The organism is Mycolicibacterium sp. XJ1819 (genome assembly GCF_053483675.1).
In genome coordinates this window covers 236,286-256,815 of sequence record NZ_JBEFST010000002.1, presented here as the reverse complement: position 1 = coordinate 256,815, position 20,530 = coordinate 236,286, and the positions used below count along the sequence as shown (strand labels likewise).

The window sequence follows — 20,530 nt, the reverse complement described above, 5'->3', positions numbered from 1 at the left end:
CCTACGGATGGATTGGGGTGTGGGGGTCAGACGTGCCGCTATTTGAGCGCGATGGGGTTCACGGGTGAACCGACAGCACCAGTGACTCGCAGTGGGGGCGCCACCAACTGGAACTCGTACACACCGTCGGCGGCACAATCAGCCGCCAGATCATCGAGGAACCAGAATTCGCCGAGCATCATGCCCATGTCCCGCAACGTCAACAGGTGCAGCGGGTTGAACATGCCTTCGACTCCGGACTCGAGGCTCTCGACTTGGACGTTGTCCGACGCGACGGCAGCGACCTCATGGTCGTGCAGCCAGGACGCGACCGTCCAGGCCAGGCCCGAGTAGGGCTCCAGGGAGTTTCCGGTTTGCCGGAACTTCGCGATCCAGCCGGTGCGGACAGCGACGACGTCGCCCCGCTGCACGGTGACGCCCTGCGCGGCGGCGGCCGCGTCGAGCTCCGCCGGGGTGATGTCGTTACCGGGTTCCAGGAAGTCGACACCGCGGTGCTTGACGATGTCGATGAGCACACCGCGCGTCGTCACCCCCTTGATGTCGACCTTGTCGATCGAGCAGTAAAAAGCGCCCGCGCTGGTGACCGACGCGGCCGGAAAGCCGTTGTAGAGCTGGCCGTCGTAGTATGCGTGCGACAGCGCGTCCCACTGCGTCGATGCTTGGAGAGGCATGATGATCATGTCGTCGTTGAATCGGAACGCGCTGGCGCCGAAGTAGTGGCTGATCTGTTGCGCGGTACTGTTTTCCGGCCACTGACTGCCGTACCTGGCCCACTGGGTCTCGTCCCCGCCGTCCACGGTCATCAGGTGAATCGGCTTGTTACGGAAATCAAGACCACCCTGCGGGCTCGAGGTCCCGAACTCGATTCCGAGCGGAAAGACCTTGCCCTTCTTCACCAGGCTCGCGGCCTGCCTGACCTTGTCGTCGTCGATGAAGTTGAGGGTGCCCAGTTCGTCGGCCGGACCCCAGCGACCCCAGTTGCGCACCTGGGCAGCAACTCGATGGAATTCGCTCAAACTATCCACTTGGACTCAATCTGCTCGGTCGTGAAGGTTCACCATCGCCTGGCAGGGCTCGGAACTCTGTTCCAGCGCAGTATTGCATCCAGGATGCGCATCGACAAGACCACCTTTTGATTTACCTGATTTACACTGGTCTCACAGCGCGAACCCGAAGGAAGGCGGCGTGATTCGGCCACGCGTCCGGCGCGTGGGACGCAGGGCCGAGATCCGCTGGCAGACTCCGGGCCCGCCCCTAAGGAGGAACAATGACGGCCGACGCATCAACCCGCATGGAGTTGCTACGGCGGACCCCACGGTTGGTCGACGAAGTCATCAACCGGCTCAGGGAGAGCATCGTCGACGGGACGCTGCCCGCCGGCACCCCGCTTCCTCAGGTCGCGCTGGCCGCCCAACTCGGCGTGAGCCGCACACCGTTGCGAGAGGCGCTCCGCGTCCTGGACAGTGAAGGACTGGTACGTAGGTCGGATGGCAACCGGACCGTCGAGGTCGTGCAGATCAGCCCGGACGAGCTGCGGGAGATGTACGAGCTTCGTGAGGTCATCGACGGGCTCGGGGCCCGCCTCGCTGCGCGAAATGGCCTGGCGGAAGGGGACGAACAGCGCGCTCGCCACCTGCTGGCCGAGATGGCGGACTCCTCGGATCCCTATGACCCGGTCCGCCGCAACCGTGCGCACGCGGAGTTCCATGAGTTGTTCGCACTCGCGTCGGGCAATGCCAGGGTGCAGTCCTTCTCCTCGTTGATCCGCACCAGTTCGGCAATGCTGTACCTGCCGCTCGTGCGGGAGACCGCCGCCGCGAACCTCACCGCCGCAAACCCGAACAACACGTACAAAGAGATCCTCGACCAGGCGCAGGCACAGCACAAGAGCATCCTGGAGGCGGTTGTCGCACGCAAGCCCGAGGCGGCGGAGCAGGAGGCGAGGCGCCATATCCAGCGAACACTGCGCCTCGCCCCGTATTTCGGCTGACGGTACCCCCGGTCACCGAAACGATTGACGGCGTGTTTGGTTCTCCGGTAACGTCCGGCTTGTCTGTATCCAGGATGCGCTATGCGACTGGATCGGCTGGATGCGAGTAGTCAGCCGCGGGAAATATCCGAGAACCGGAGAAATAAGGGACACCATCGATGAAGGTTCTAATCGACCAGGACCGTTGTCACGGCCACGGGCGTTGTTACGCCATCGAACCGGATTTGTTCGAACCCGTCGACGACCATGGCCATTCCGGATTCCTTCCTGACGGGCTATCTGCGAATGACGCTGATCTGTTGGCTCGGGTGGCCGAGGTCAGCGCGAACTGTCCGGAGCAGGCAATCACGATCCACGAGAGTGAGAGTGCGCAGCGATGACCAAGGTGACCGAATCGACCGCTTGTCCGGTGAGCTACTCCGATTTCGACCATATGACGACCAAGCCCGACGGGCAGTCGCCATACCCGATCTACCGCGAGCTCAGGGCCGAATCCCCGGTTGGCAGAAGCGAACTGTACGGCGGCTTCTGGGTCGCCACCGGTTACCAGGAATGCTACGAGATCATGCACCGGCCAGAGGTTTTCTCGTCGCGTCGCATCACGTTTCCGGCATTCCCGCAGGATGCGCCGATGATTCCGATCGAACTCGATCCGCCAGATCATGCGCTGTACCGCTCGTTGCTCGCGCCGGCGTTCTCACCACGGCGAACCCGGGAGCAGTGGGAGGAACCGATCCGCGCCGTGGTCAACCAACTCATCGACGGATTCATCGACGCCGGCCGGTGCGACGCGTACAAGACACTGGCAGAGCCGATTCCGTGCTACATGGGCACCACGCTGCTGGGTGTGCCCAACGAAGACGCACCGCTTCTGTTGGAATGGGTGTCCGCGGTGGTCGACAACTCGCCGGATGATCCCGAGGCGCCCAAGGTGGCGATGCAGAAGCAGTACGAATACTTCACGGCCAAGCTCGAGGAGCGGCGTGCAGACCCCTCCGGAGACGACGTCCTGTCCCGGCTGATCCGCTCCGAAGTCGACGGCAAGAGCCTCACCCAGGAAGAGCTGCTCGGCTTCTGCCTGCTTCTGCTGTTGGCCAGTATCGACACCACGCAGAAGGCCATTGGCTCGATGATGTGGCATTTGGCCAAGGACCCCGACCTTCGTCACGAGCTGGCCTCCGATTACTCGAAGATCCCCGGCGCGGTCGAGGAGATGCTCAGGTTCTGGTCACCTTCGCAGCCCAGCCGGGTGGTGGTGCAGGACATCGAGTTTGCCGGACAGCAGATGAAGGCCGGCGACGTGGTGATCATGATGGTCGGATCTGCGGATCGCGACGAGCGGGAGTTCCCGGAAGGGGAGACCTTCGTGCCCGACCGTAGCCCCAACCGTCATCTCACCTTCGGCGGGCACATCCACAAGTGCATCGGAGCTCACATCGCGAGGCTGGAAATGCGCGTCCTCCTCGAGGAGTTGTTACGCCGCATCCCAGACTTCGAAATCGAGGATGATTCCAAGGTGCGATGGTGCCCCGGACAGGTACAGGGGTATGTCTCGGTTCCGATCAAGTTCAACGTCGGATGACGGCCATGTCGAGACTCGAATCGAAGGTCGCCCTGGTGACCGGCGCCGCCAGAGGGCTGGGCGCCGCGGTCTGTGAGTGGATGGTCGCCGAAGGGGCGACGGTGGTCGCCGCGGACGTCAACAGCGCGGACGGCAAGAGCCTCGTGGCCGGCCTCGGCGATCGGGCGTCGTTCGTCGAACTCGACGTGACCAGCGAGCTGTCCTGGGACAGTGCCGTTTCCGAGGTCACCCGTCAGTTCGGACGCATCGATGTGCTGGTGAACAACGCGGGTGTGCTCTGGATCGCGCCGGTGATCGGTAGCTCACTGGACGACTACCACCGGGTGGTCGCGGTGAACCAGACCGGCCCCTACCTCGGGATGCGCGCGGTGCTGCCCGGGATGGTGGAAGCCAAGAGCGGTTCGATCGTGAACGTCTCCTCGATGAACGGCATCCGCGGCATGCCCGGCGAGGCGGTCTACAGCGCCACCAAACACGCGGTCATCGGACTGACCCGGTCGGTCGCCCTGGAAGTCGCCGAATCAGGCGTCCGGGTCAACGCGGTCTGTCCGGGCCCGATCGACACCCCGATGCTGGAGGAAGCCGACATCGGGGCCGAGGAAGGCACCGCGGAAGCGTTGAAGCCGTTGGTCCCGTTCAAGCGACTGGCCACGCCGGCAGAAGTCGCCGAAGTCGTCGGGTTCCTTGCATCAGATGCCGCTTCCTATTGCAGCGGAGCCGAATTCGTCGTCGACGGAGCTTGGACCTCGGGCCTCTCGTTCTCGTAGAGGCGACGCGAACACCCACCGACTGAACGGTGGATCAGACCATCCCGGATGCAAGGCCGCCTCGATGGTCCGGTCAACCCGGACCGATGGCCTTTCACCCTGTGCGAGAACGGGTTTTACATGACTCACACACCGTCGGTCCCGGTGGCGGGCACCAACGCCTGTCACGCCGTCGGCGCTCGACACGATGTCCGCGCAATAGCCGAAAGTGACCGAAAAGGGCCTGTTTCGGCCGTTTTCGTGCACCGATACGGGGGATTGACGGCATGATCGGCCTGCTGTACGTTGAGCAGCGTCTGTATCCAGGATGCGTGGCCGTGCGGCGGCTGTCGACCATGGAGGGAGGACCTAGCTGGCATGGCAGTTCAGACTGAGGTCCCGACCGCTGACCCCGAGAGGGCGATACACGTCGTTGCCAAACCGGCGCGCGAGATCGGCAACTTCTTCGCCGTTTCGCTCGACATTCTGGTGCAGATGTTTCGGCCGCCGTTCGCGTGGCGCGAGTTCATCGACCAGACATGGTTCGTCGCTCGGGTGGCGATCGTCCCGGCCATCCTGCTGTCGATCCCGTTCAACGCGTTCGCCGTCTTCCTGCTCAACGCCCTTCTGGTCGAGCTCGGTGCGGCCGATGTCGGTGGTGCCACCGCCGGCGTCGCGTGCATCACCCAGATCGCGCCGATGGTCACGGTTTTGGTGGTCGCGGGCGCAGGTGCGACAGCGATGTGCGCCGACCTCGGGTCGCGAACGATTCGCGAGGAAATCGACGCACTGCGCGTGATGGGACTGGACCCGGTTCGCGGGCTGCTGGTGCCCAGGGTGGCCGCGCTGACGGTCAACGCCCTGCTGCTCAACGCCATCACCACCGCGACCGGACTGGCGGCCGACTATGCCTTCACGGTCTACCTGCAGAACGTCACGCCGGGTGCCTTCGCATCGAGCCTGACCCTCCTTGTGGGACTTCGTGAATCGTTGATAGCGATTGTCAAGGCCGTCCTGTTCGGTCTGGCCGCGGGATTGATCGCCTGCTACAAGGGCATCACGGTAGGGGGCGGGCCGCAGGGAGTCGGAAACGCGGTCAACGAGACCGTCGTCTTCTCGTTCATGACGCTGTTCATGATCAATGTCGTACTGACCGCGATGAATGCGCAGATGGCCTCATGAGTACTCCCACCCGCCAACCCTGGCCCCGAATCGTGCACATGCTGCGGAAGTTCGGCGACGAGTGGAATCGCGCCGGCGTCCAGGCGGCGTTCTACGCCAACACGTTACGGCTGATTCCCAACGCCCTGGCTCGCTACAAGGTCGAGACGTTGCGGGTGATCGCCCAGACCAGCTTGGGTGTGGGGACGCTGGCCGCCATCGGCGGAACCGTCGTCATCGTCACGTTCCTGCTGATGTCGCTGGGGGCACTCAACGGACTCGAGGCGCATCGGTCACTGAGCCACGTGGGCGCCGACGCGGTGGGCGGGTTCTTCTCCGCATACGTCACCACTCGCGTCTCGGCGCCGCTGATCACCAACATCGCCCTGGCCGCCACAATCGGTGCCGGCGCCACGGCGCAACTCGGTGCGATGCGCATCAACGAGGAGGTCGACGCGCTCGAGGTGATGAGCATCAACTCGATGGCCTACCTGGTGTCCACCCGCGTGGTGGCCGGCGTGATCGTCACCATCCCGCTGTTCTGTCTGTCCGCACAGGCGGCATACCTGACCACACGCTTCGTCTACGTCTATGCGTTCGGACAGTCGGCGGGTGTCTACGACCACTACTTCACCACCTACCTCAAGCCACTCGACCTGATCTGGGCGCTGACCCAAGCCGTCGGAACGGCCCTGGTGGTGATGCTGCTGCACACCTACTACGGATTCACCGCCAAGGGCGGACCGGCAGGTGTCGGCGAAGCGGTCGGTCGCGCGGTACGCGCGTCGTTGATCGTGGCGGTGGCCACCACGCTGATGATCGGCATGGCCGTCTACGGCAAGGCCGGCGATTTCAACCTATCGGGATAGCGAAGATGAGACCTAAATCGCGTGTGGCCGGGCTGCATCCGGCGATTTGGATGACGATCCAGGTGGCGGTGATCGCCGGCCTGGTCGTGTTGACGGTCGGCATGTTCAACCGCGACTTCCGGCCGTACACCAGAGTGACGCTGACGTCAGACCGGGTCGGCTTGGTGATGGAGAAGGACGCCAAGGTCAAACTGCGCGGTGTGCAGGTGGGTCGGGTGGCCTCGATTCAGGCGGACAACCCCGTGCGACTCGAGCTGGAGCTCTACCCCGAGCAGTTGAAATACATTCCGGCCAACGTCGAAGGCCAGATCGCCGCGCCCACCGCGTTCGGCGCCAAGTATGTCGAGCTCATCACGCCAGAGCAGCCAAGCGCGAAAAGCCTTGCGGCCGGGGCGGTCGTGAGGACACGCAATGTGAGCATCGAAGTGAACACCGTCTTCCAGAACCTGGTCAACCTGCTGCAGCAGGTCGACACATCGAAACTCAACGCGGTGTTGTCCGCATTGGCTGAGGGGCTGCGCGGTAAGGGCGAAGGACTCGGGGAGGCCATCACCGACATCAACGAGGTGATGTCGGCGGTCAACCCCCGCAGTGAGACGATGCGGGAGAACTTCCGTGCGCTCAAGTCCGTCGCCGACACTTACGGCGCCGCGGCTCAGGACATCGTGACGGTTCTGGACGCCGCGAGCACAACGAGTACCACGATCACCGAGAACGCCGAGGCGTTGGATGCCTTGCTGCTCAACCTGATCGGGCTGTCTCGCACCGGTATCGATCTGATCGCTCCCAACAAGGACAACCTGGTGGACAGCATCAACTCGCTCGAGCCGACCACCCGTCTGTTGAAGAAGTACGACCCGGTGCTGACCTGCACGTTGGTCGGCGCACAGAAGGCCATGGACATGGGTTGGGGCGAGATCGCAGGCGGGCGCAACGGCAAGTCGATCATCCTGGATGTCGCACTGCTACCGGGCGACGACCCGTACAAATACCCGCAGCACCTACCCGTCAACGGCGCCAAGGGTGGGCCCGGCGGCAAGCCGAGTTGTGGTTCGCTGCCTGATGTCTCGAAGAACTGGCCGCAGCGCTACCTGGTCACCAACACCGGCTGGGGAACCGGGTTGGACCTGCGTCCGAATCCGGGTATCGGTTTCCCGGGGTGGGCGAACTACTTCCCCGTCACCCGCGCGGTGCCGGAGGCGCCGAGCATCCGCTACCCCGGCGGCCCGGCTCCGGGGCCGATCCCGTACCCCGGTGCGCCACCCTACGGCGCTCAGCTGTACGCGCCGGATGGCACGCCGTTGTACCCCGGCCTTCCGCCGGCACCGCCACCCGGCGAACCCCGCGAGCCCGGTCCGCTACCACCCGGAGAGGAGCCGTTCCATGCTCCGCATCCCGGAGCGCAGCCGACTCCATTACCGGCGCACCCACCGCTGGGTCCGAGCTAGGCGGTTAGGCGGATGAACATGCAAAAAGGGCTGCTTTCAAAGATCCTGCGACTGGCTGTGTACGCGACGGTGTGTATCACGCTGACAGTCACCCTGATCGCGATCATGGCGGAATTGCGTTTCCAGCCGCAGCAGACATACGCGGCGGTGTTCTCGAACGTGACCGGGTTGCGGCCCGGCAACTTCGTCCGCGTCGCCGGCGTCGAGGTGGGCAAGGTCAAGAAGATCACCGTCCGGCGGGACTCCACGGTGCTCGTCGAATTCGGGGCGAACGACTCCGTCATGCTGACCGACGGCACCAGGGTCGCCGTGCGTTTCGACGATCTCATCGGCGGTAGGTTCCTGGCGCTCGAACAGGGGCCCGGTGGGGTCGAACGGCTGGAGCCGGGGGCGACCATCCCGCTGGCTCGAACAGAGCCGGCGCTCGACCTCGAGGCACTAGTCGGCGGGTTCCGGCCTCTTTTCCGAGCGCTGGATCCCGACCAGGTGAACGCACTGACCGGCCAGCTCATCGCGGCCTTCCAGGGCCAGGGCGTGACGATGAGTTCGATACTCGCCGAGACCGCGTCATTGACGAACACGCTTGCCGATCGTGATCAGCTGATCGGTCAGGTCATCGGAAACCTGAACACCGTCCTCGGCTCGCTCGGCGACCAGAGCGACAAATTCGGCACCGCCGTGGACTCGCTGTCCGAGCTCGTCGCGGGTCTCGAAGCGCGGAAAAAGGACATCAGCAACGGCGTCGCATACGCCAACGCCGCGGTGGGATCGATCACCGACCTGCTGCAGGAAGCCCGCCCACCGGCGAAATCGGTGATCGCTGAGGCGGATCGGGTCGCGGGAGCGGTGGTGGCCGACCACGAGTACGTCGACCGTCTGCTCGAAACATTGCCCGACGCTTACCAGTTACTCGACCGGCTGGCCCTCTACGGCGACTTCTTCAGCTTCTACATGTGTGAGGTCGTCCTGAAGGTGAACGGCAAGGGCGGCCAGCCCGTCTACGTCAGGCTGGTCAACCAGCCATCGGGAAGGTGTGAGCCGAAATGACAAGGTTCACCGAACGCAATCCGTATACCGTCGCCGCCGTCGGCGTCAGCTTGACGGTCGCAGGCGCGCTGCTTGCGTTGAACTACGGCAAGTTGCCGTTCTTCAACACGGGTAGGGACTACGCGGCGTATTTCACCGAGGCCGGCGGGCTGAAATCCGGTAGCGCCGTTGCTGTTTCGGGCTACGACGTCGGCAAGGTCTCAAGTGTGGAGCTGGACGGTCCGGGCGTGCTGGTGAAGTTCCGGGTCGACGGAGTGGACCTGGGGGATCGCACCGAGGCATCGATCAGGCTGGAGGGCCTGCTGGGCACCCGCCACCTCGAACTCACGTCGCGTGGCGACGGTGAGCTGACCGAGCCGATTCCGCTGGAGCGCACGACATCGCCCTACGAACTGCCCGACGCGCTAGGCGATCTCTCCAGGACGATCAGCGGGTTGGACACCGACCAACTGTCGGACTCGCTGGCCGTTCTCTCGGAGACATTCTCCGATACCGCCCCCGCGTTGAAGGAAGCCGTCAAGGGTGTGGCGCGGGTGTCGGAAACCCTGGACAAGCGCGACGAGTATCTGCGAAATCTGCTGAAGAACGCCAACAAAGCGACCACGGTGCTGGCCGAGCGCAGCGATGCCGTGGTGAAGCTCGTCGGCGACACCAACGCGTTGCTGGTGGAGTTGCGGACCCAGAGCGCCGCCCTGGATCACATCTCCACCAACCTGTCGGCGATGGCCCGTGAGCTCAAAGGTTTCATCGCGGACAACAACGAGACGATGAAGCCGATGCTGGACAAACTCAACGGCGCATTGACGATCGTCGACAATCGCAAGGAGAACGTGCAGCAGGCCATCAAGAAACTCAACCCCTATGCACTGGGTCTGGGTGAGGCGTTGGCGTCCGGGCCGTTCTTCAAGGCGTATGTGGTCAACCTGCTGCCCGGTCAATTCGTCCAGCCCTTCGTCGACGCGGCTTTCTCCGATCTCGGATTGGACCCGAATGTGTTGGCGCCCACCGAACGCCACGACCCCCAGGTCGGTCAACCGGCAACACCACCACTGCCGGTGCCTTATCCGCGCACCGGTCAGGGCGGAGAGCCGCATCTGACGCTGCCCGACGCCATCACCGGAAAACCCGGCGACCCGCGCTACCCCTACCGGGAGCCGCTGCCGCCACCACCGCCGGGCGGTCCGCCACCGGGGCCGCCGGGCTTGCCGGTCGACCACACTCAACCAGCTGAGGAGAATGGGCAGTGAGATTCCCTAAGGCGACGGTCGCAGTGGCCGTGGCACTGGCCGTGGCGCTGGTCGGCGGAATCGTCGTGGTCACACGATCTGTCGGAGGTCTGGGCCGCACCCAAGTCGTCGGGTATTTCGACAACAGCAACGGGATCTACGTCGGTGACCATGTGGTCATCCGCGGCGTGCCGGTCGGCAAGATCGACAAGATCGAACCCGAGCCCGACCGGGTCAAAGTCTCCTTCTGGTACGACAACAAGTACCAAGTGCCTGCCGACGTGAAGGCCGTGATCCTGTCGCCCACCCTGATCACCGCTCGGGCGATACAACTGACACCGCCCTACAGCGGCGGCCCGGTGCTGGGAGACCACGCGACGATCCCCCAGGAGCGCACGGTGGTGCCGATGGAGTGGGACGACCTGCGGATGCAGCTGGAGAAGCTGACCGAGACGCTGCAACCGACAGAACCCGGCGGCGTCAGCACGCTGGGCGGTTTCGTCAGCACCGCCGCCGACAACCTGCGCGGGCAGGGGCCGGACATCCGCGAGAGCGTGACGAGGCTGTCGCGGGCGATGTCCACCCTCGGTGATCACAGCGACGACCTGTTCTCGTCGCTGAACAACCTGGCAACGCTGGTGTCGGCGCTGGAGGACAGCGACTCGTTGTTGACCGCGCTGAACCAGAATCTGGCGGCTGCCACACGCCTTGTCGCCAACGACCCCAACGAGGTCGGCAACGCCATCAGGGACCTCAGTGACGTCGCAGGCGACGCCACCAGGTTTGTCGCCGACAATCGGGAAGCCCTGGGCATCACCACCGACAAACTGACGTCCGTCTCGACCGCGGTGGTGGAGATTCTCGACGAGATCGAGCAAGCGCTACATGTCTTCCCGACCACCGCACAGAACTTCAACAACATCTATCAACCCGCCCAGGGCACGTTGACCGGCATCTTGGCGGCCAACAACTTCGCCAACCCCATCCAGTTCCTGTGCGGTGCGATACAGGCGGCGTCACGGTTGGGTGCCGAGCAGTCGGCCAAGCTGTGTGTGCAGTACCTGGCGCCGATCATGAAGAACCGGCAGATCAACTTCCCGCCGCTGGGGATGAACCCCTTCGTGGGTGCGACGGCGCGGCCCAACGAGATCACCTACAGCGAGGACTGGCTGCGCCCCGATTACATCCCGCCCAGTCCACCCAGTCCACCGAGTCCACCGAGTCTTCCGGCCGAGCACGGCGCGGTCGCGATGCATGGCGATTCGGCGTCGACGGAACCGGCCGACGGGCTGCGGACAATGATGGTTCCACAGGGGGCCGGACAATGAGCAGACGGTCGCACCGGTATCGCCTCGGTCTGCATGTGCTGATCGCCATCGCGATCGCGGGTGTGCCGGCCTGCAGCGACTTCCAGGGTCTGAACTCGGTGAAGCTGCCGGGCACGAAGGGCGGCGGCCCGGGCTCGTTCACCATCCAGGCCCAACTCCCCGATGTGCAGAACCTCGAACGGAACTCGCGAGTCCGCGTCAACGACGTGACCGTCGGCAACGTGGAGAAAACCGAGGTGCAGGGATGGCATGCGCTGGTCACGATGACCCTCGACGGTGGTGTCGATCTGCCCGCCAACGCCACCGCCACGGTCGGCCAGACCAGCTTGCTGGGTTCGGTGCACGTCGAGCTCGCGCCACCCAAAGATGCTGCTCCCGAAGGGAAGCTGAAGGAAGGCTCGCTGATCCCGTTGTCGTCGGCGGGGGCGAGCCCGTCGACCGAGGAGACCCTGGCCGCGGTGGCGATGGTGCTCAACGGGGGTGGTGTCAGCCATCTGCAGGACATCGTCACGACATTGAGCACCGCGTTCACCGGCCGCGAGGATGAGCTGAGAAGCCTGATCGACCAGGCCGATACATTCATCGGCAACCTCGACGACCAGAAAGACGACATCATCGCCGCGACGGAGAGCCTCGATGATCTGGTGGGCCAGTTCGCCGCGCAGAAACCGGTGATCGACCGTGCGCTGGAGACCGTCCCGCAGGCGCTCACGGTGCTCAAGGACGAGCGTGAGGTGCTGGTCGACGCGGCTACCGAGGGCGGCAAGTTCAGTGCGCTGGTCGCCGATACGGTCGACCAGACCAAGGAGAGTCTGGTCAAGGAGCTGCACGATCTGGGGCCTGTGCTGAAGTCCTTGGCCGACGCCGGGCCGGCGATGACCAGGTCGCTGGATCTGCTTTCGACACTGCCGTTTCCGAATCCCACCCTCAAGAACTGGATCCGGGGCGATTACGCGAACCTCACCGCGGTGGTCGATTTGACGTTGAGTCGTATCGACGCGGGGCTGTTCACCGGAACCCGTTGGGAGGGTGACCTGACCGAACTCGAGATGCAGTGGGGCCGCACGATCGGACAGATGCCAAGTCCGTACACCGCGGCCAACCCACTGGTCGCTCCCTACCATTTCGACCAAGGGCCCTAACATGCGTTTGAAACGAGGAGTCAAGATCCAGCTGGCGGTCTTCGCGGTGATCGCCACCGTTGCGGTCACGGTGATGTTCTTCAACTACATGCGGATACCGGCGGCGTTCTTCGGTGTGGGCCACTACACGGTGACCGTGCAACTGCCGCAGGCCGGCGGCTTGTACCCGGAAGGCAATGTCACCTACCGAGGTGTCAAGGTGGGACGCGTCGTCGACGTCCGGCTGACCGAAACCGGCGCCGAGGCCGTGTTGAGGCTGAAGTCGGGAATCGACATCCCCGCTGATCTCGATGCCGAAGTGCACAGCGTCTCGGCCGTGGGCGAACAGTATGTGGCGTTGCTACCGCGGACACGGGAGGCGTCGCCGTTGAAGAACGGCGACGTGATTCCGATCTCGCGCACCAGCATTCCGCCGAATATCAACTCGCTGTTGGCCTCGGCGAACCGTGGTCTGGAAGCGATACCCCGCGACGATCTGAAGACCGTGGTCGACGAGTCCTACGTCGCGATCGGCGGCCTGGGGCCTGACCTTTCGCGGCTGCTGAAGAACACGATCACGTTGTCCAGAGACGCACGGGATAACCTGGACTCCATCGTGGCATTGATCGACAAGTCGAAGCCCGTGCTGGACAGTCAGATTCAGTCGTCCGATTCGATCCAGGCCTGGGCGTCCAACCTGGCCACCGTCACGACGCAGCTGAAGGACAACGATTCTGACGTCGCAGGGCTGCTGAAAAAGGGCAGCCAGTCCACCGACGAGGTGCGGATGCTGCTCGACCGGGTGAAGCCGACCCTGCCCGTACTGCTGACCAACCTGGTCAGTGTCGGTGAAGTGGCCCTCACATATCGGGACAACATCGAAACGCTGTTGGTGGCGGTGCCCCAGGCGGTCGCCAATGTCCAAGGGATCCTGGTGGCCAACGCGGACACGAAGCAGGACTATGCCGGCGCCTATCTGAGCTTCAACCTGAACCTGAACGCGCCGCCGCCGTGCACGACCGGATTCCTGCCGGTGCAGCAGCAGCGCGCGCCCAGCTTCCAGGACGCACCGGATATCCCGGAAGGCAGCTTCTACTGCCGCATTCCGCAGGATTCACAGATCGCCGCCGTCCGCGGTGCCCGGAACCTGCCGTGTGTGACGCGGCCCGGCAAGCGCGCACCGACGGTGAAGATGTGCGAGAGCGACGAAGAGTATGTGCCCCTCAACGACGGCTTCAACTGGAAGGGCGATCCGAACGCGACCCTGTCCGGCCAGGACATCCCGCAGTTCGCGCCGGGCGAGGGGCCCAGTGCGCCCGAGGTTGCGCCGCCGCCCGTCGCGGTCGTCGAGTACGACCCCGACACCGGCACATACATGGGTCCCGACGGACATATGTACACCCAACAGGATCTGAACAAGCATGCCGGCGAGCACAAGTCGTGGCAGCAGATGCTGATGCCGCCGGCGCAGAACTAGGCGCGCCGTCGCCCAGGAGGTGTGATGAGAAGCCAACGCATGCTGGTCGCAGCCGTGCTCGTCGTGGCGGGTGTCAGCGGCTGTTCGTCGGGGGTGGGCGCGGCCGAGCCGGGACCGGGACAGCTGTCCCCCGGTACGGCCCAGCTCACCCTCGACGGCCGTGAGACGGTCAAAAGCGAAGCGGTGCAGTGTTTACCGAACGAGCACCTGATGATGATCACGATCGGCGAAGAACCACCGATCGCGGTGGCCATGGTCTCCAATACCGACGACCTGGCCGTCAAGTGGGTCAGATTCCATGATGCGGACGGCTTTTCCGGCAGCTACAACGACGGACTGGGCGGGAAGGCCAAGGCCACGCTCGCCGGATCGACGTATCAAATCTCCGGCGTCGCCGAAGGTTTCAGAGAGCAACAAGCCGCTCGGCCGACAACCGAGACGTTCGCGGTAGAGGTCGCCTGCTAGCCGCCACGCGCTAGGCAAAGCACTGTGCCGCGGCCGACACCAGATGTGTGCCGGCCACGGCACCAGAGGCTTAGCCCCGCCGGAACAGCTTGTTGCCCAGCCACACCACGGGGTCGTAGCGGCGGCCGGCCACGCGTTCCTTCATCGGGATGATCGCGTTGTCGGTGATCTTGATGTGCTCGGGACATACCTCGGTGCAGCACTTGGTGATGTTGCACAGCCCCAGGCCCGCTTCGTCCTGGGCCAGATCGCGCCGGTCGGCGGTGTCCAGCGGGTGCATCTCCAGTTCCGCGGTGCGGATGAAGTAGCGCGGCCCGGCGAACGCCTTCTTGTTCTCCTCGTGATCACGCATCACGTGACAGACGTTCTGGCACAGGAAGCACTCGATGCACTTGCGGAACTCCTGTGACCGTGTGACGTCCTGCTGCATCATCCGGTACTCGCCGGGCTGCAGATCCTTCGGCGGGGTGAACGACGGGATCTCCCTGGCCTTCTCGTAATTGAAGGACACGTCGGTGACCAGGTCGCGCATCACCGGGAAGGTCCGCAGCGGCGTCACCGTGATGGTTTCGGAGGGGTCGAATGTCGACATCCGCGTCATGCACAGCAGTCGCGGCCGACCGTTGATCTCCGCCGAGCACGATCCGCACTTGCCGGCCTTGCAGTTCCACCGCACGGCGAGATCGCCCGCCTGGGTCTGCTGCAGTCGGTGGATGACGTCGAGCACCACCTCGCCGTCGTTGGCTTCGACGGAGAAGTCCTCCAACTGCCCGCCGTTGTCGTCGCCGCGCCACACCCGCAGCTTTGCCTGGTAGCTCATCAGCTTCTCCTTGCCGAGTGGTTGGCGAGTTCGTCGGGAGTGAAGTACTTCTCCAACTCGTCGATGTCGATCAGTTCCATGAGGTCCTCACGCATCGGAACCTGATCCTCGCGGGTGATGGTGATGTCGGGGACCACCGGGGCGCTTCCGTCGGCCTGCCCGTTCTGGCTGGCACGGCAGACCAGCAGCGTCTTGCGCCAGTTCGCCTCCATCGACGGATAGTCGTCTCGGGTGTGTCCGCCCCGGCTCTCGGTGCGTTCCAGCGCCGCCTTGGCCACGCATTCGCTGACCAGCAGCATGTTGCGAAGGTCGACGGCCAGGTGCCAGCCGGGGTTGTAGTGCCGGTCTCCCTCGACCCGCACGCGCTTGTACCGCTCGCGCAGTTCGGTCAGCTTGCCGATCGCCTCGGTGACCTCCTGGGCGTGGCGGATGATGCCGACCAGCGAGTTCATCGTGTCCTGCAGATCCAGCTGCAGCGTGTACGGGTTCTCGGTGGGCTGACCGTCGCCTGGCCCGTCGAACGGCTTGAGCGCCAGATCGGCGGCGGCGGTCACCGCGTCGTCGGAGACCGTGGGCCGGTCCTTCAGAGCGCGCACGTAGTCAGCCGCGCCCAGCCCGGCCCGCCTGCCGAAGACCAACAGGTCCGACAGCGAGTTACCACCCAGGCGGTTGGAGCCGTGCATACCGCCCGCGCACTCGCCGGCGGCGAACAGGCCCGGGGTCTTGGCGGCCGCGGTGTCCGGATCGACCTCGATCCCACCCATGACGTAGTGGCACGTCGGGCCGACCTCCATCGGCTCCTTGGTGATGTCGACCTCGGCCAGCTCCATGAACTGGTGGTACATCGACGGCAGCCGCCGCTTGATCTCCTCAGGGGACAGCCGCGACGCGATGTCGAGGAACACACCGCCGTGTGGCGAACCGCGACCGGCCTTGACCTCGGAGTTGATGGCCCGGGCCACCTCGTCGCGAGGCAGTAGATCCGGGGTGCGGCGGGCGGAGTCGTTGTCCTTGAGCCACTGGTCGGCCTCTTCGATGCTCTCGGCGTACTGGCCCTTGAACACCGCCGGGATGTAGTCGAACATGAACCGCTTGTCGTCGGAGTTCTTGAGCACCCCGCCGTCGCCGCGCACACCCTCGGTGACCAGGATGCCCTTCACGCTGGGCGGCCACACCATGCCGGTGGGGTGGAACTGGACGAACTCCATGTTGATCAGCGTCGCGCCCGCCCGCAGGGCCAGCGCATGCCCGTCGCCGGTGTACTCCCAGGAGTTCGACGTCACCTTGTAGGACTTGCCGATGCCTCCGGTGGCCAGCACCACCGCGGGGGTCTCGAACAAGACGAATTTGCCGCTCTCGCGCCAATACCCGAAGGCGCCCGAGATCCGGTCACCGTCTTTGATCAGGTCGGTGATCGTGCATTCGTGGAACACCCGGATGCGGGCCTCGTAGTCACCGAACTCGGCCTTGTCCTCCTGCTGCAGCGAGACGATCTTCTGCTGCAGGGTGCGGATGATCTCCAGGCCGGTGCGGTCACCGACGTGGGCCAGCCGCGGGTAGGTGTGCCCGCCGAAGTTGCGCTGGCTGATCTTGCCGTCCTTGGTGCGGTCGAACAGCGCGCCGTAGCTCTCCAGCTCCCAGACCCGGTCCGGCGCCTCCTTGGCGTGCAGTTCGGCCATCCGCCAGTTGTTGAGGAACTTGCCCCCGCGCATGGTGTCCTTGAAGTGCACCTGCCAGTTATCCTTGGGGTTGGCGTTACCCATGGCCGCCGCGCAACCACCCTCGGCCATCACGGTGTGCGCCTTGCCGAACAACGACTTGGTGATCACGGCCACCTTCAGGCCGCGTTCGCGGGCCTCGATGACCGCCCGCAGACCGGCGCCGCCGGCACCGATCACCACAACGTCGTAGGAGTGCCGTTCGACATCCGATGTGCCGCTTGCGCGGCGGTTTCCAACTTCAGTCATTGATCCTCATTGAATCTGTGCTAATTGACGAATCCGGTTATCACCCAAAGAAACGGAAATCAGTGATCGTTTCGCTGGCGACCAGCATGATGTAGAAATCGGTGAGCATCAGCGTGCCCAGCGTGATCCATGCGAACTCCATGTGCCGGGTGTTGAGCTTGCTGATCTGAGTCCACATCCAGTAGCGCACCGGGTGCTTCGAGAAGTGCTTGAGCCGGCCGCCGGTGATGTGGCGGCACGAGTGGCACGACAGCGTGTAGGTCCACAGCAAGACGATGTTGACCACCAGGATGAGGTTGCCCACCCCGAAACCGCCGGCCGGCGACATGAAGGACAGGATCACGTCGTAGCTGTTGATGATCGAGATCACCAGAGCGGCGTAGAAGAAGTAGCGGTGCGAGTTCTGCACGATCAGCGGCAACCGCGTCTCACCGGTGTAGCTCGAATGCGGTTCGGCGACAGCACATGCCGGCGGCGACTGCCACACCGAGCGGTAGTAGGCCTTGCGGTAGTAGTAGCACGTCAGCCGGAAGCCGAGCAGGAACGGCAACGACAGCGCGGCGTAGGGCAGCCACCACACATCGGGCAGGAACTGGCCGAAGTGGCTGGCCTCGGGGATGCAGCCGGTGCTGATGCACGGTGAGTAGAACGGCGTCAGGTAGCCGTACTCCTCAACCCAGTACGCGCTGCCCCAGAAGGCTCGTACGGTCGCGTAGATGACGAACGCGGCGAACCCGAGGTTCGTCCAGAACGTCGGCATCCACCAACGGTCGGTGCGGAGGGTGCGCGCGGGAATTTGGGCACGACCCGGCGAGAAGACGCCGGTCGCCTTGCGGTCGGCGGTCGGTGCGCTCACTGTTGCCTTTCGGTGTTCGGGTTATCCAGGTGCTGATGCGGCATGCGCTTATCGCGTACCGCCGAGACCCTCGTCGTCGACACCACGCCAGAAGTCGGTGTCGTACTGAGTGTCGGGAATCGGAATGCGTTCGCCGGAGTGCTGGGGATGAACCACACCGCGGGAAAGTTCGAACTCTTCAGCGTCGATGTCCAGCCGGTCGATGTCGTTGAGGATGCGTTCGGCGTCGTTGACGAGGCGTCGGGTGGCGGGGGTGTCCCCGTATCTCGACGCCAGCGATGTCACGCACCGCCGCAGGCTTCCGATCAATTCATGCAGTTCAGCAAGTTCGGGAGCGCCGGACATGTGACCTCCTTGGGCTGAAGGGTGTCGTGATCACAGTACGACACCGGTTGTAGGCCACATCATGTAGTACAGAGTGAGACCGATCACTTGGAAAACGGAGGTTGCGGCAAATGTCAGATCAGGATCTCAACGGGCAGGCGCGGACGCTGCTGGACCTCCACCAACCCGGAAATCCGGTGGTGCTGCCGACCGTGTGGGACGCCTGGTCAGCGAAGCTCGCGGCCGACGCCGGTTTCGCCGCGCTCACCGTGGGCAGCCACCCCGTGGCCGACTCCCTCGGCAAGAAGGACAACGAGGGGATGGCGTTCGACGACGTCTGCGCCAGGGTCGCCCAGATCACCGCGGCCGTGGACCTGCCGGTGTCGGTCGACCTCGAAGCCGGCTACGGCCTGCCGCCGGAGCGGCTCATCGAGGGGTTGCTGGGGGCAGGCGGGGTGGGGCTGAACATCGAGGACACCGTGCACAGCGAGGGCGGTCGACTGCGCTCGGACACAGAACACGCGGAGTTCGTCGGCGCGCTGCGCGCAGCGGCCGACGCCGCCGGTGTGCATGTCGTCGTCAACGCGCGCACGGACCTGTTCCTGCGCCAGATCGGCGACGAAGCCGACCGCGCCGAGCGGGCGATCGCCCGGCTGAAACAGGCCGCGCAGGCAGGTGCCGACTGTCTCTACCCGGTTGGGCGGCACCAACCGGAGCTGCTGCGCCGCTTGACCTCGGAGCTTCCCCTTCCGGTCAATGCCATCGCGCTGCCCGATCAGGACGATCCGGCGTCGTTCGGCCCGCTGGGGGTCGGCCGGATCAGCTTCGGCCCGTTCTTTCAGGGCGCGCTGTCGGCGCGGGCCGCCGAGATGCTGGGCCGCTGGCGCTAGACGATCCAGCCGGCGACGAAGCCGGCCAGCAGCACGGCGAAGCCGCCGATCTCGCCGACGATCAACGCCGCCATCGCCAGGTGCAGGCCGGCGTCGGGATGCTCGAACTGGTTGGTGGTGTCGCGCCGAGCGCCGTGGAAGATGTACGACGCGATCGCGGCTACGAAGAAGAACACCAGCACCATCGCTGCGGTCAGATCCACCCACATCGGCCACGCGCTGAGCTCGACGAAGACCGCGACCAGCATCGTGGCGAACGCGTAGAGCAGCGCGGCGCGGTGTGCGATGTCGACATAGGGATGGGCGAGATGGGTCTCGCTGGTCGCCATCTCCCGGTACTTCCAGACGCCCAGGCACAGAGCGAGAAGGAAAATCAGGCCGGCGGCGAAGATGGTGATGACGGTGTCGGTGCCAAGTGCGTACATGGTGTGTCGCACAGTACCGGGCCGGCCGGACGGGCCCCTCAAAGGCGAAGAGTCCGGTGGGGCTCGTCACCTCACCGGACTCGGATACTCGGGTTTACTTGCTTTCGATCGCGATGCGCTGGGTGTCGGCGCTCTTGTAGGCGCCTGCCACGCGCACGCTCAGCACACCCTTGTCGTAGGTGGCCGAGATGTCGTCGCTGGTGATGTGCGCCGGAAGCTTGAACGACCGGCGGAACGATCCGTAGCGGACCTCCCGCAGCATGCGGCCGTCCTTGTCCTCGGAGTGCTCGTCACGCCGCTCACCGTGGATCACCAGTCGACCCTGATCGATCTCGACGTTGACGTCCTTGTCGACGTCCACGCCGGCCAACTCGAGCCGGATCACCGCGTCGTCACCGTCGCGGGTCATTTCCGCGGCGGGGGTGAACGCGCTGCTGGTGAACCAGTCGTCAGCGGTGGCCGGGCCGAAGAAGTCGCGAACCCAGCGCTCGAGGTCCCAGGCGGGACGTGTACGTAATGCCAAAGCGCTCATCGTCATCCCTCCTTTTCCTGTCTGTCTGCATGTGTCCGACCGGCTCTCCGCCGGTCTCCACCCCTTTAGGACGTGGGCTGACCCGCGGTTATTCCCGCATACCGTCAATTTCGGTGGGTTCCGGCTGAATCCCGTTGACCTCCCGCACTTTCAACGCAGGCCTCGTCTGCTTTCGTCCACTCACATTCGCGCGCGGGCCTGGGTGAGCACACCGTGACGGGCGCTTCACACGACGCGACACGGCCGCAATATCGGC

General features: G+C 64.6%; 21 protein-coding genes. 14 read left to right on the top strand and 7 right to left on the bottom strand.

From position 1 onward, the window contains the following. Window positions 1-38: 38 nt before the first annotated feature. Entirely contained in the window at window positions 39-1,025 is a 987-nt protein-coding gene (locus tag ABQE89_RS03130) for a cyclase family protein (RefSeq protein ID WP_448414014.1), read from the bottom strand. Window positions 1,026-1,267: 242 nt separating this feature from the next. Here ABQE89_RS03130 and ABQE89_RS03125 point away from each other — a divergent pair, with 242 nt between their 5' ends. The 13 genes from ABQE89_RS03125 (at window position 1,268) to ABQE89_RS03065 (ending at window position 14,460) form a co-directional block, all read left to right on the top strand. Beyond that, complete coding sequence (locus tag ABQE89_RS03125) at window positions 1,268-1,990, top strand: GntR family transcriptional regulator (RefSeq protein WP_448414012.1); 723 nt, start codon at window positions 1,268-1,270, stop codon at window positions 1,988-1,990. Window positions 1,991-2,148: 158 nt separating this feature from the next. Further along, a complete protein-coding gene (locus tag ABQE89_RS03120; RefSeq protein WP_448414010.1) occupies window positions 2,149-2,370 on the top strand; it encodes a ferredoxin in 222 nt (73 codons plus the stop codon). Further along, a complete protein-coding gene (locus tag ABQE89_RS03115; RefSeq protein ID WP_448414008.1) occupies window positions 2,367-3,572 on the top strand; it encodes a cytochrome P450 in 1,206 nt (401 codons plus the stop codon). Before ABQE89_RS03120 ends, ABQE89_RS03115 begins: the two co-directional genes overlap by 4 nt. A gap of 5 nt (window positions 3,573-3,577) precedes the next feature. Next, window positions 3,578-4,339 (top strand): SDR family NAD(P)-dependent oxidoreductase, encoded by a 762-nt coding sequence (locus ABQE89_RS03110; protein WP_448414006.1) that lies wholly within the window; start codon window positions 3,578-3,580, stop codon window positions 4,337-4,339. Window positions 4,340-4,696: 357 nt separating this feature from the next. Further along, window positions 4,697-5,500, top strand: a complete 804-nt coding sequence (locus tag ABQE89_RS03105) for an MlaE family ABC transporter permease (RefSeq protein ID WP_448414004.1) — start codon at window positions 4,697-4,699, stop codon at window positions 5,498-5,500. Further along, a complete protein-coding gene (locus ABQE89_RS03100) occupies window positions 5,497-6,348 on the top strand; it encodes an ABC transporter permease (protein WP_448414002.1) in 852 nt (283 codons plus the stop codon). The genes ABQE89_RS03105 and ABQE89_RS03100 overlap by 4 nt, the downstream gene beginning before the upstream one ends. A gap of 5 nt (window positions 6,349-6,353) precedes the next feature. Next, the gene (locus ABQE89_RS03095; RefSeq protein WP_448414000.1) at window positions 6,354-7,796 is read left to right on the top strand and encodes an MCE family protein; all 1,443 of its coding nucleotides are present in this window, start codon (window positions 6,354-6,356) and stop codon (window positions 7,794-7,796) included. Between the two features lie 18 nt (window positions 7,797-7,814). Continuing rightward, entirely contained in the window at window positions 7,815-8,843 is a 1,029-nt protein-coding gene (locus ABQE89_RS03090; RefSeq protein WP_448414201.1) for an MCE family protein, read from the top strand. After that, window positions 8,840-10,090 (top strand): MCE family protein, encoded by a 1,251-nt coding sequence (locus ABQE89_RS03085; RefSeq protein WP_448413998.1) that lies wholly within the window; start codon window positions 8,840-8,842, stop codon window positions 10,088-10,090. Before ABQE89_RS03090 ends, ABQE89_RS03085 begins: the two co-directional genes overlap by 4 nt. After that, a complete protein-coding gene (locus ABQE89_RS03080) occupies window positions 10,087-11,397 on the top strand; it encodes an MCE family protein (protein ID WP_448413996.1) in 1,311 nt (436 codons plus the stop codon). Before ABQE89_RS03085 ends, ABQE89_RS03080 begins: the two co-directional genes overlap by 4 nt. Beyond that, entirely contained in the window at window positions 11,394-12,539 is a 1,146-nt protein-coding gene (locus ABQE89_RS03075; protein ID WP_448413994.1) for an MCE family protein, read from the top strand. The genes ABQE89_RS03080 and ABQE89_RS03075 overlap by 4 nt, the downstream gene beginning before the upstream one ends. Before the next feature lies 1 nt (window position 12,540). Continuing rightward, a complete protein-coding gene (locus ABQE89_RS03070) occupies window positions 12,541-13,995 on the top strand; it encodes an MCE family protein (protein ID WP_448413992.1) in 1,455 nt (484 codons plus the stop codon). A gap of 24 nt (window positions 13,996-14,019) precedes the next feature. Next, on the top strand, window positions 14,020-14,460 hold the full coding sequence (locus ABQE89_RS03065) for a lipoprotein LpqH (RefSeq protein ID WP_448413990.1): 441 nt from the start codon (window positions 14,020-14,022) through the stop codon (window positions 14,458-14,460). 70 nt (window positions 14,461-14,530) lie between these two features. Here the strand turns inward: ABQE89_RS03065 and ABQE89_RS03060 are convergent, their stop codons facing one another. Genes ABQE89_RS03060 through ABQE89_RS03045 form a run of 4 tightly spaced genes read right to left on the bottom strand, consistent with a single transcriptional unit; the run spans window position 14,531 to window position 18,448 of the window. Continuing rightward, entirely contained in the window at window positions 14,531-15,280 is a 750-nt protein-coding gene (locus ABQE89_RS03060) for a succinate dehydrogenase/fumarate reductase iron-sulfur subunit (RefSeq protein ID WP_448413989.1), read from the bottom strand. Further along, window positions 15,280-17,247 carry a fumarate reductase/succinate dehydrogenase flavoprotein subunit gene (locus ABQE89_RS03055; RefSeq protein ID WP_448413987.1) on the bottom strand — a complete coding sequence of 656 codons (1,968 nt, stop codon included), beginning with the start codon at window positions 17,245-17,247 and terminating at the stop codon, window positions 15,280-15,282. The genes ABQE89_RS03060 and ABQE89_RS03055 overlap by 1 nt, the downstream gene beginning before the upstream one ends. A 40-nt stretch (window positions 17,248-17,287) precedes the next feature. Next, entirely contained in the window at window positions 17,288-18,103 is an 816-nt protein-coding gene (locus tag ABQE89_RS03050; RefSeq protein ID WP_448413985.1) for a succinate dehydrogenase subunit SdhC, read from the bottom strand. Window positions 18,104-18,151: 48 nt separating this feature from the next. Beyond that, on the bottom strand, window positions 18,152-18,448 hold the full coding sequence (locus ABQE89_RS03045; RefSeq protein ID WP_448413983.1) for an Rv0250c family protein: 297 nt from the start codon (window positions 18,446-18,448) through the stop codon (window positions 18,152-18,154). A gap of 110 nt (window positions 18,449-18,558) precedes the next feature. Here ABQE89_RS03045 and ABQE89_RS03040 point away from each other — a divergent pair, with 110 nt between their 5' ends. Further along, the gene (locus tag ABQE89_RS03040; RefSeq protein ID WP_448413981.1) at window positions 18,559-19,317 is read left to right on the top strand and encodes an isocitrate lyase/PEP mutase family protein; all 759 of its coding nucleotides are present in this window, start codon (window positions 18,559-18,561) and stop codon (window positions 19,315-19,317) included. On the opposite strand, the gene ABQE89_RS03035 is transcribed toward ABQE89_RS03040, so the two are convergent. Further along, window positions 19,314-19,742, bottom strand: coding sequence for a hypothetical protein (locus tag ABQE89_RS03035; RefSeq protein ID WP_448413979.1), 429 nt, complete (start codon window positions 19,740-19,742; stop codon window positions 19,314-19,316). The two genes, ABQE89_RS03040 and ABQE89_RS03035, sit on opposite strands and share 4 nt — an antisense overlap. 94 nt (window positions 19,743-19,836) lie before the next feature. Next, entirely contained in the window at window positions 19,837-20,274 is a 438-nt protein-coding gene (locus ABQE89_RS03030; protein ID WP_448413977.1) for an Hsp20/alpha crystallin family protein, read from the bottom strand. Between the last annotated feature and the right edge of the window lie 256 nt (window positions 20,275-20,530).

Bases quoted from the DNA above. Each gene is read 5' to 3' on its own strand.
- ABQE89_RS03125 (WP_448414012.1), top strand. From the start codon at position 1,268: ATGACGGCCGACGCATCAACCCGCATGGAGTTGCTACGGCGGACCCCA.
- ABQE89_RS03120 (WP_448414010.1), top strand. From the start codon at position 2,149: ATGAAGGTTCTAATCGACCAGGACCGTTGTCACGGCCACGGGCGTTGT.
- ABQE89_RS03115 (WP_448414008.1), top strand. From the start codon at position 2,367: ATGACCAAGGTGACCGAATCGACCGCTTGTCCGGTGAGCTACTCCGAT.
- ABQE89_RS03110 (WP_448414006.1), top strand. From the start codon at position 3,578: ATGTCGAGACTCGAATCGAAGGTCGCCCTGGTGACCGGCGCCGCCAGA.
- ABQE89_RS03105 (WP_448414004.1), top strand. From the start codon at position 4,697: ATGGCAGTTCAGACTGAGGTCCCGACCGCTGACCCCGAGAGGGCGATA.
- ABQE89_RS03100 (WP_448414002.1), top strand. From the start codon at position 5,497: ATGAGTACTCCCACCCGCCAACCCTGGCCCCGAATCGTGCACATGCTG.
- ABQE89_RS03095 (WP_448414000.1), top strand. From the start codon at position 6,354: ATGAGACCTAAATCGCGTGTGGCCGGGCTGCATCCGGCGATTTGGATG.
- ABQE89_RS03090 (WP_448414201.1), top strand. From the start codon at position 7,815: ATGCAAAAAGGGCTGCTTTCAAAGATCCTGCGACTGGCTGTGTACGCG.
- ABQE89_RS03085 (WP_448413998.1), top strand. From the start codon at position 8,840: ATGACAAGGTTCACCGAACGCAATCCGTATACCGTCGCCGCCGTCGGC.
- ABQE89_RS03075 (WP_448413994.1), top strand. From the start codon at position 11,394: ATGAGCAGACGGTCGCACCGGTATCGCCTCGGTCTGCATGTGCTGATC.
- ABQE89_RS03070 (WP_448413992.1), top strand. From the start codon at position 12,541: ATGCGTTTGAAACGAGGAGTCAAGATCCAGCTGGCGGTCTTCGCGGTG.
- ABQE89_RS03065 (WP_448413990.1), top strand. From the start codon at position 14,020: ATGAGAAGCCAACGCATGCTGGTCGCAGCCGTGCTCGTCGTGGCGGGT.
- ABQE89_RS03060 (WP_448413989.1), bottom strand. From the start codon at position 15,280: ATGAGCTACCAGGCAAAGCTGCGGGTGTGGCGCGGCGACGACAACGGC.
- ABQE89_RS03055 (WP_448413987.1), bottom strand. From the start codon at position 17,247: ATGACTGAAGTTGGAAACCGCCGCGCAAGCGGCACATCGGATGTCGAA.
- ABQE89_RS03045 (WP_448413983.1), bottom strand. From the start codon at position 18,448: ATGTCCGGCGCTCCCGAACTTGCTGAACTGCATGAATTGATCGGAAGC.
- ABQE89_RS03040 (WP_448413981.1), top strand. From the start codon at position 18,559: ATGTCAGATCAGGATCTCAACGGGCAGGCGCGGACGCTGCTGGACCTC.
- ABQE89_RS03035 (WP_448413979.1), bottom strand. From the start codon at position 19,742: ATGTACGCACTTGGCACCGACACCGTCATCACCATCTTCGCCGCCGGC.
- ABQE89_RS03030 (WP_448413977.1), bottom strand. From the start codon at position 20,274: ATGAGCGCTTTGGCATTACGTACACGTCCCGCCTGGGACCTCGAGCGC.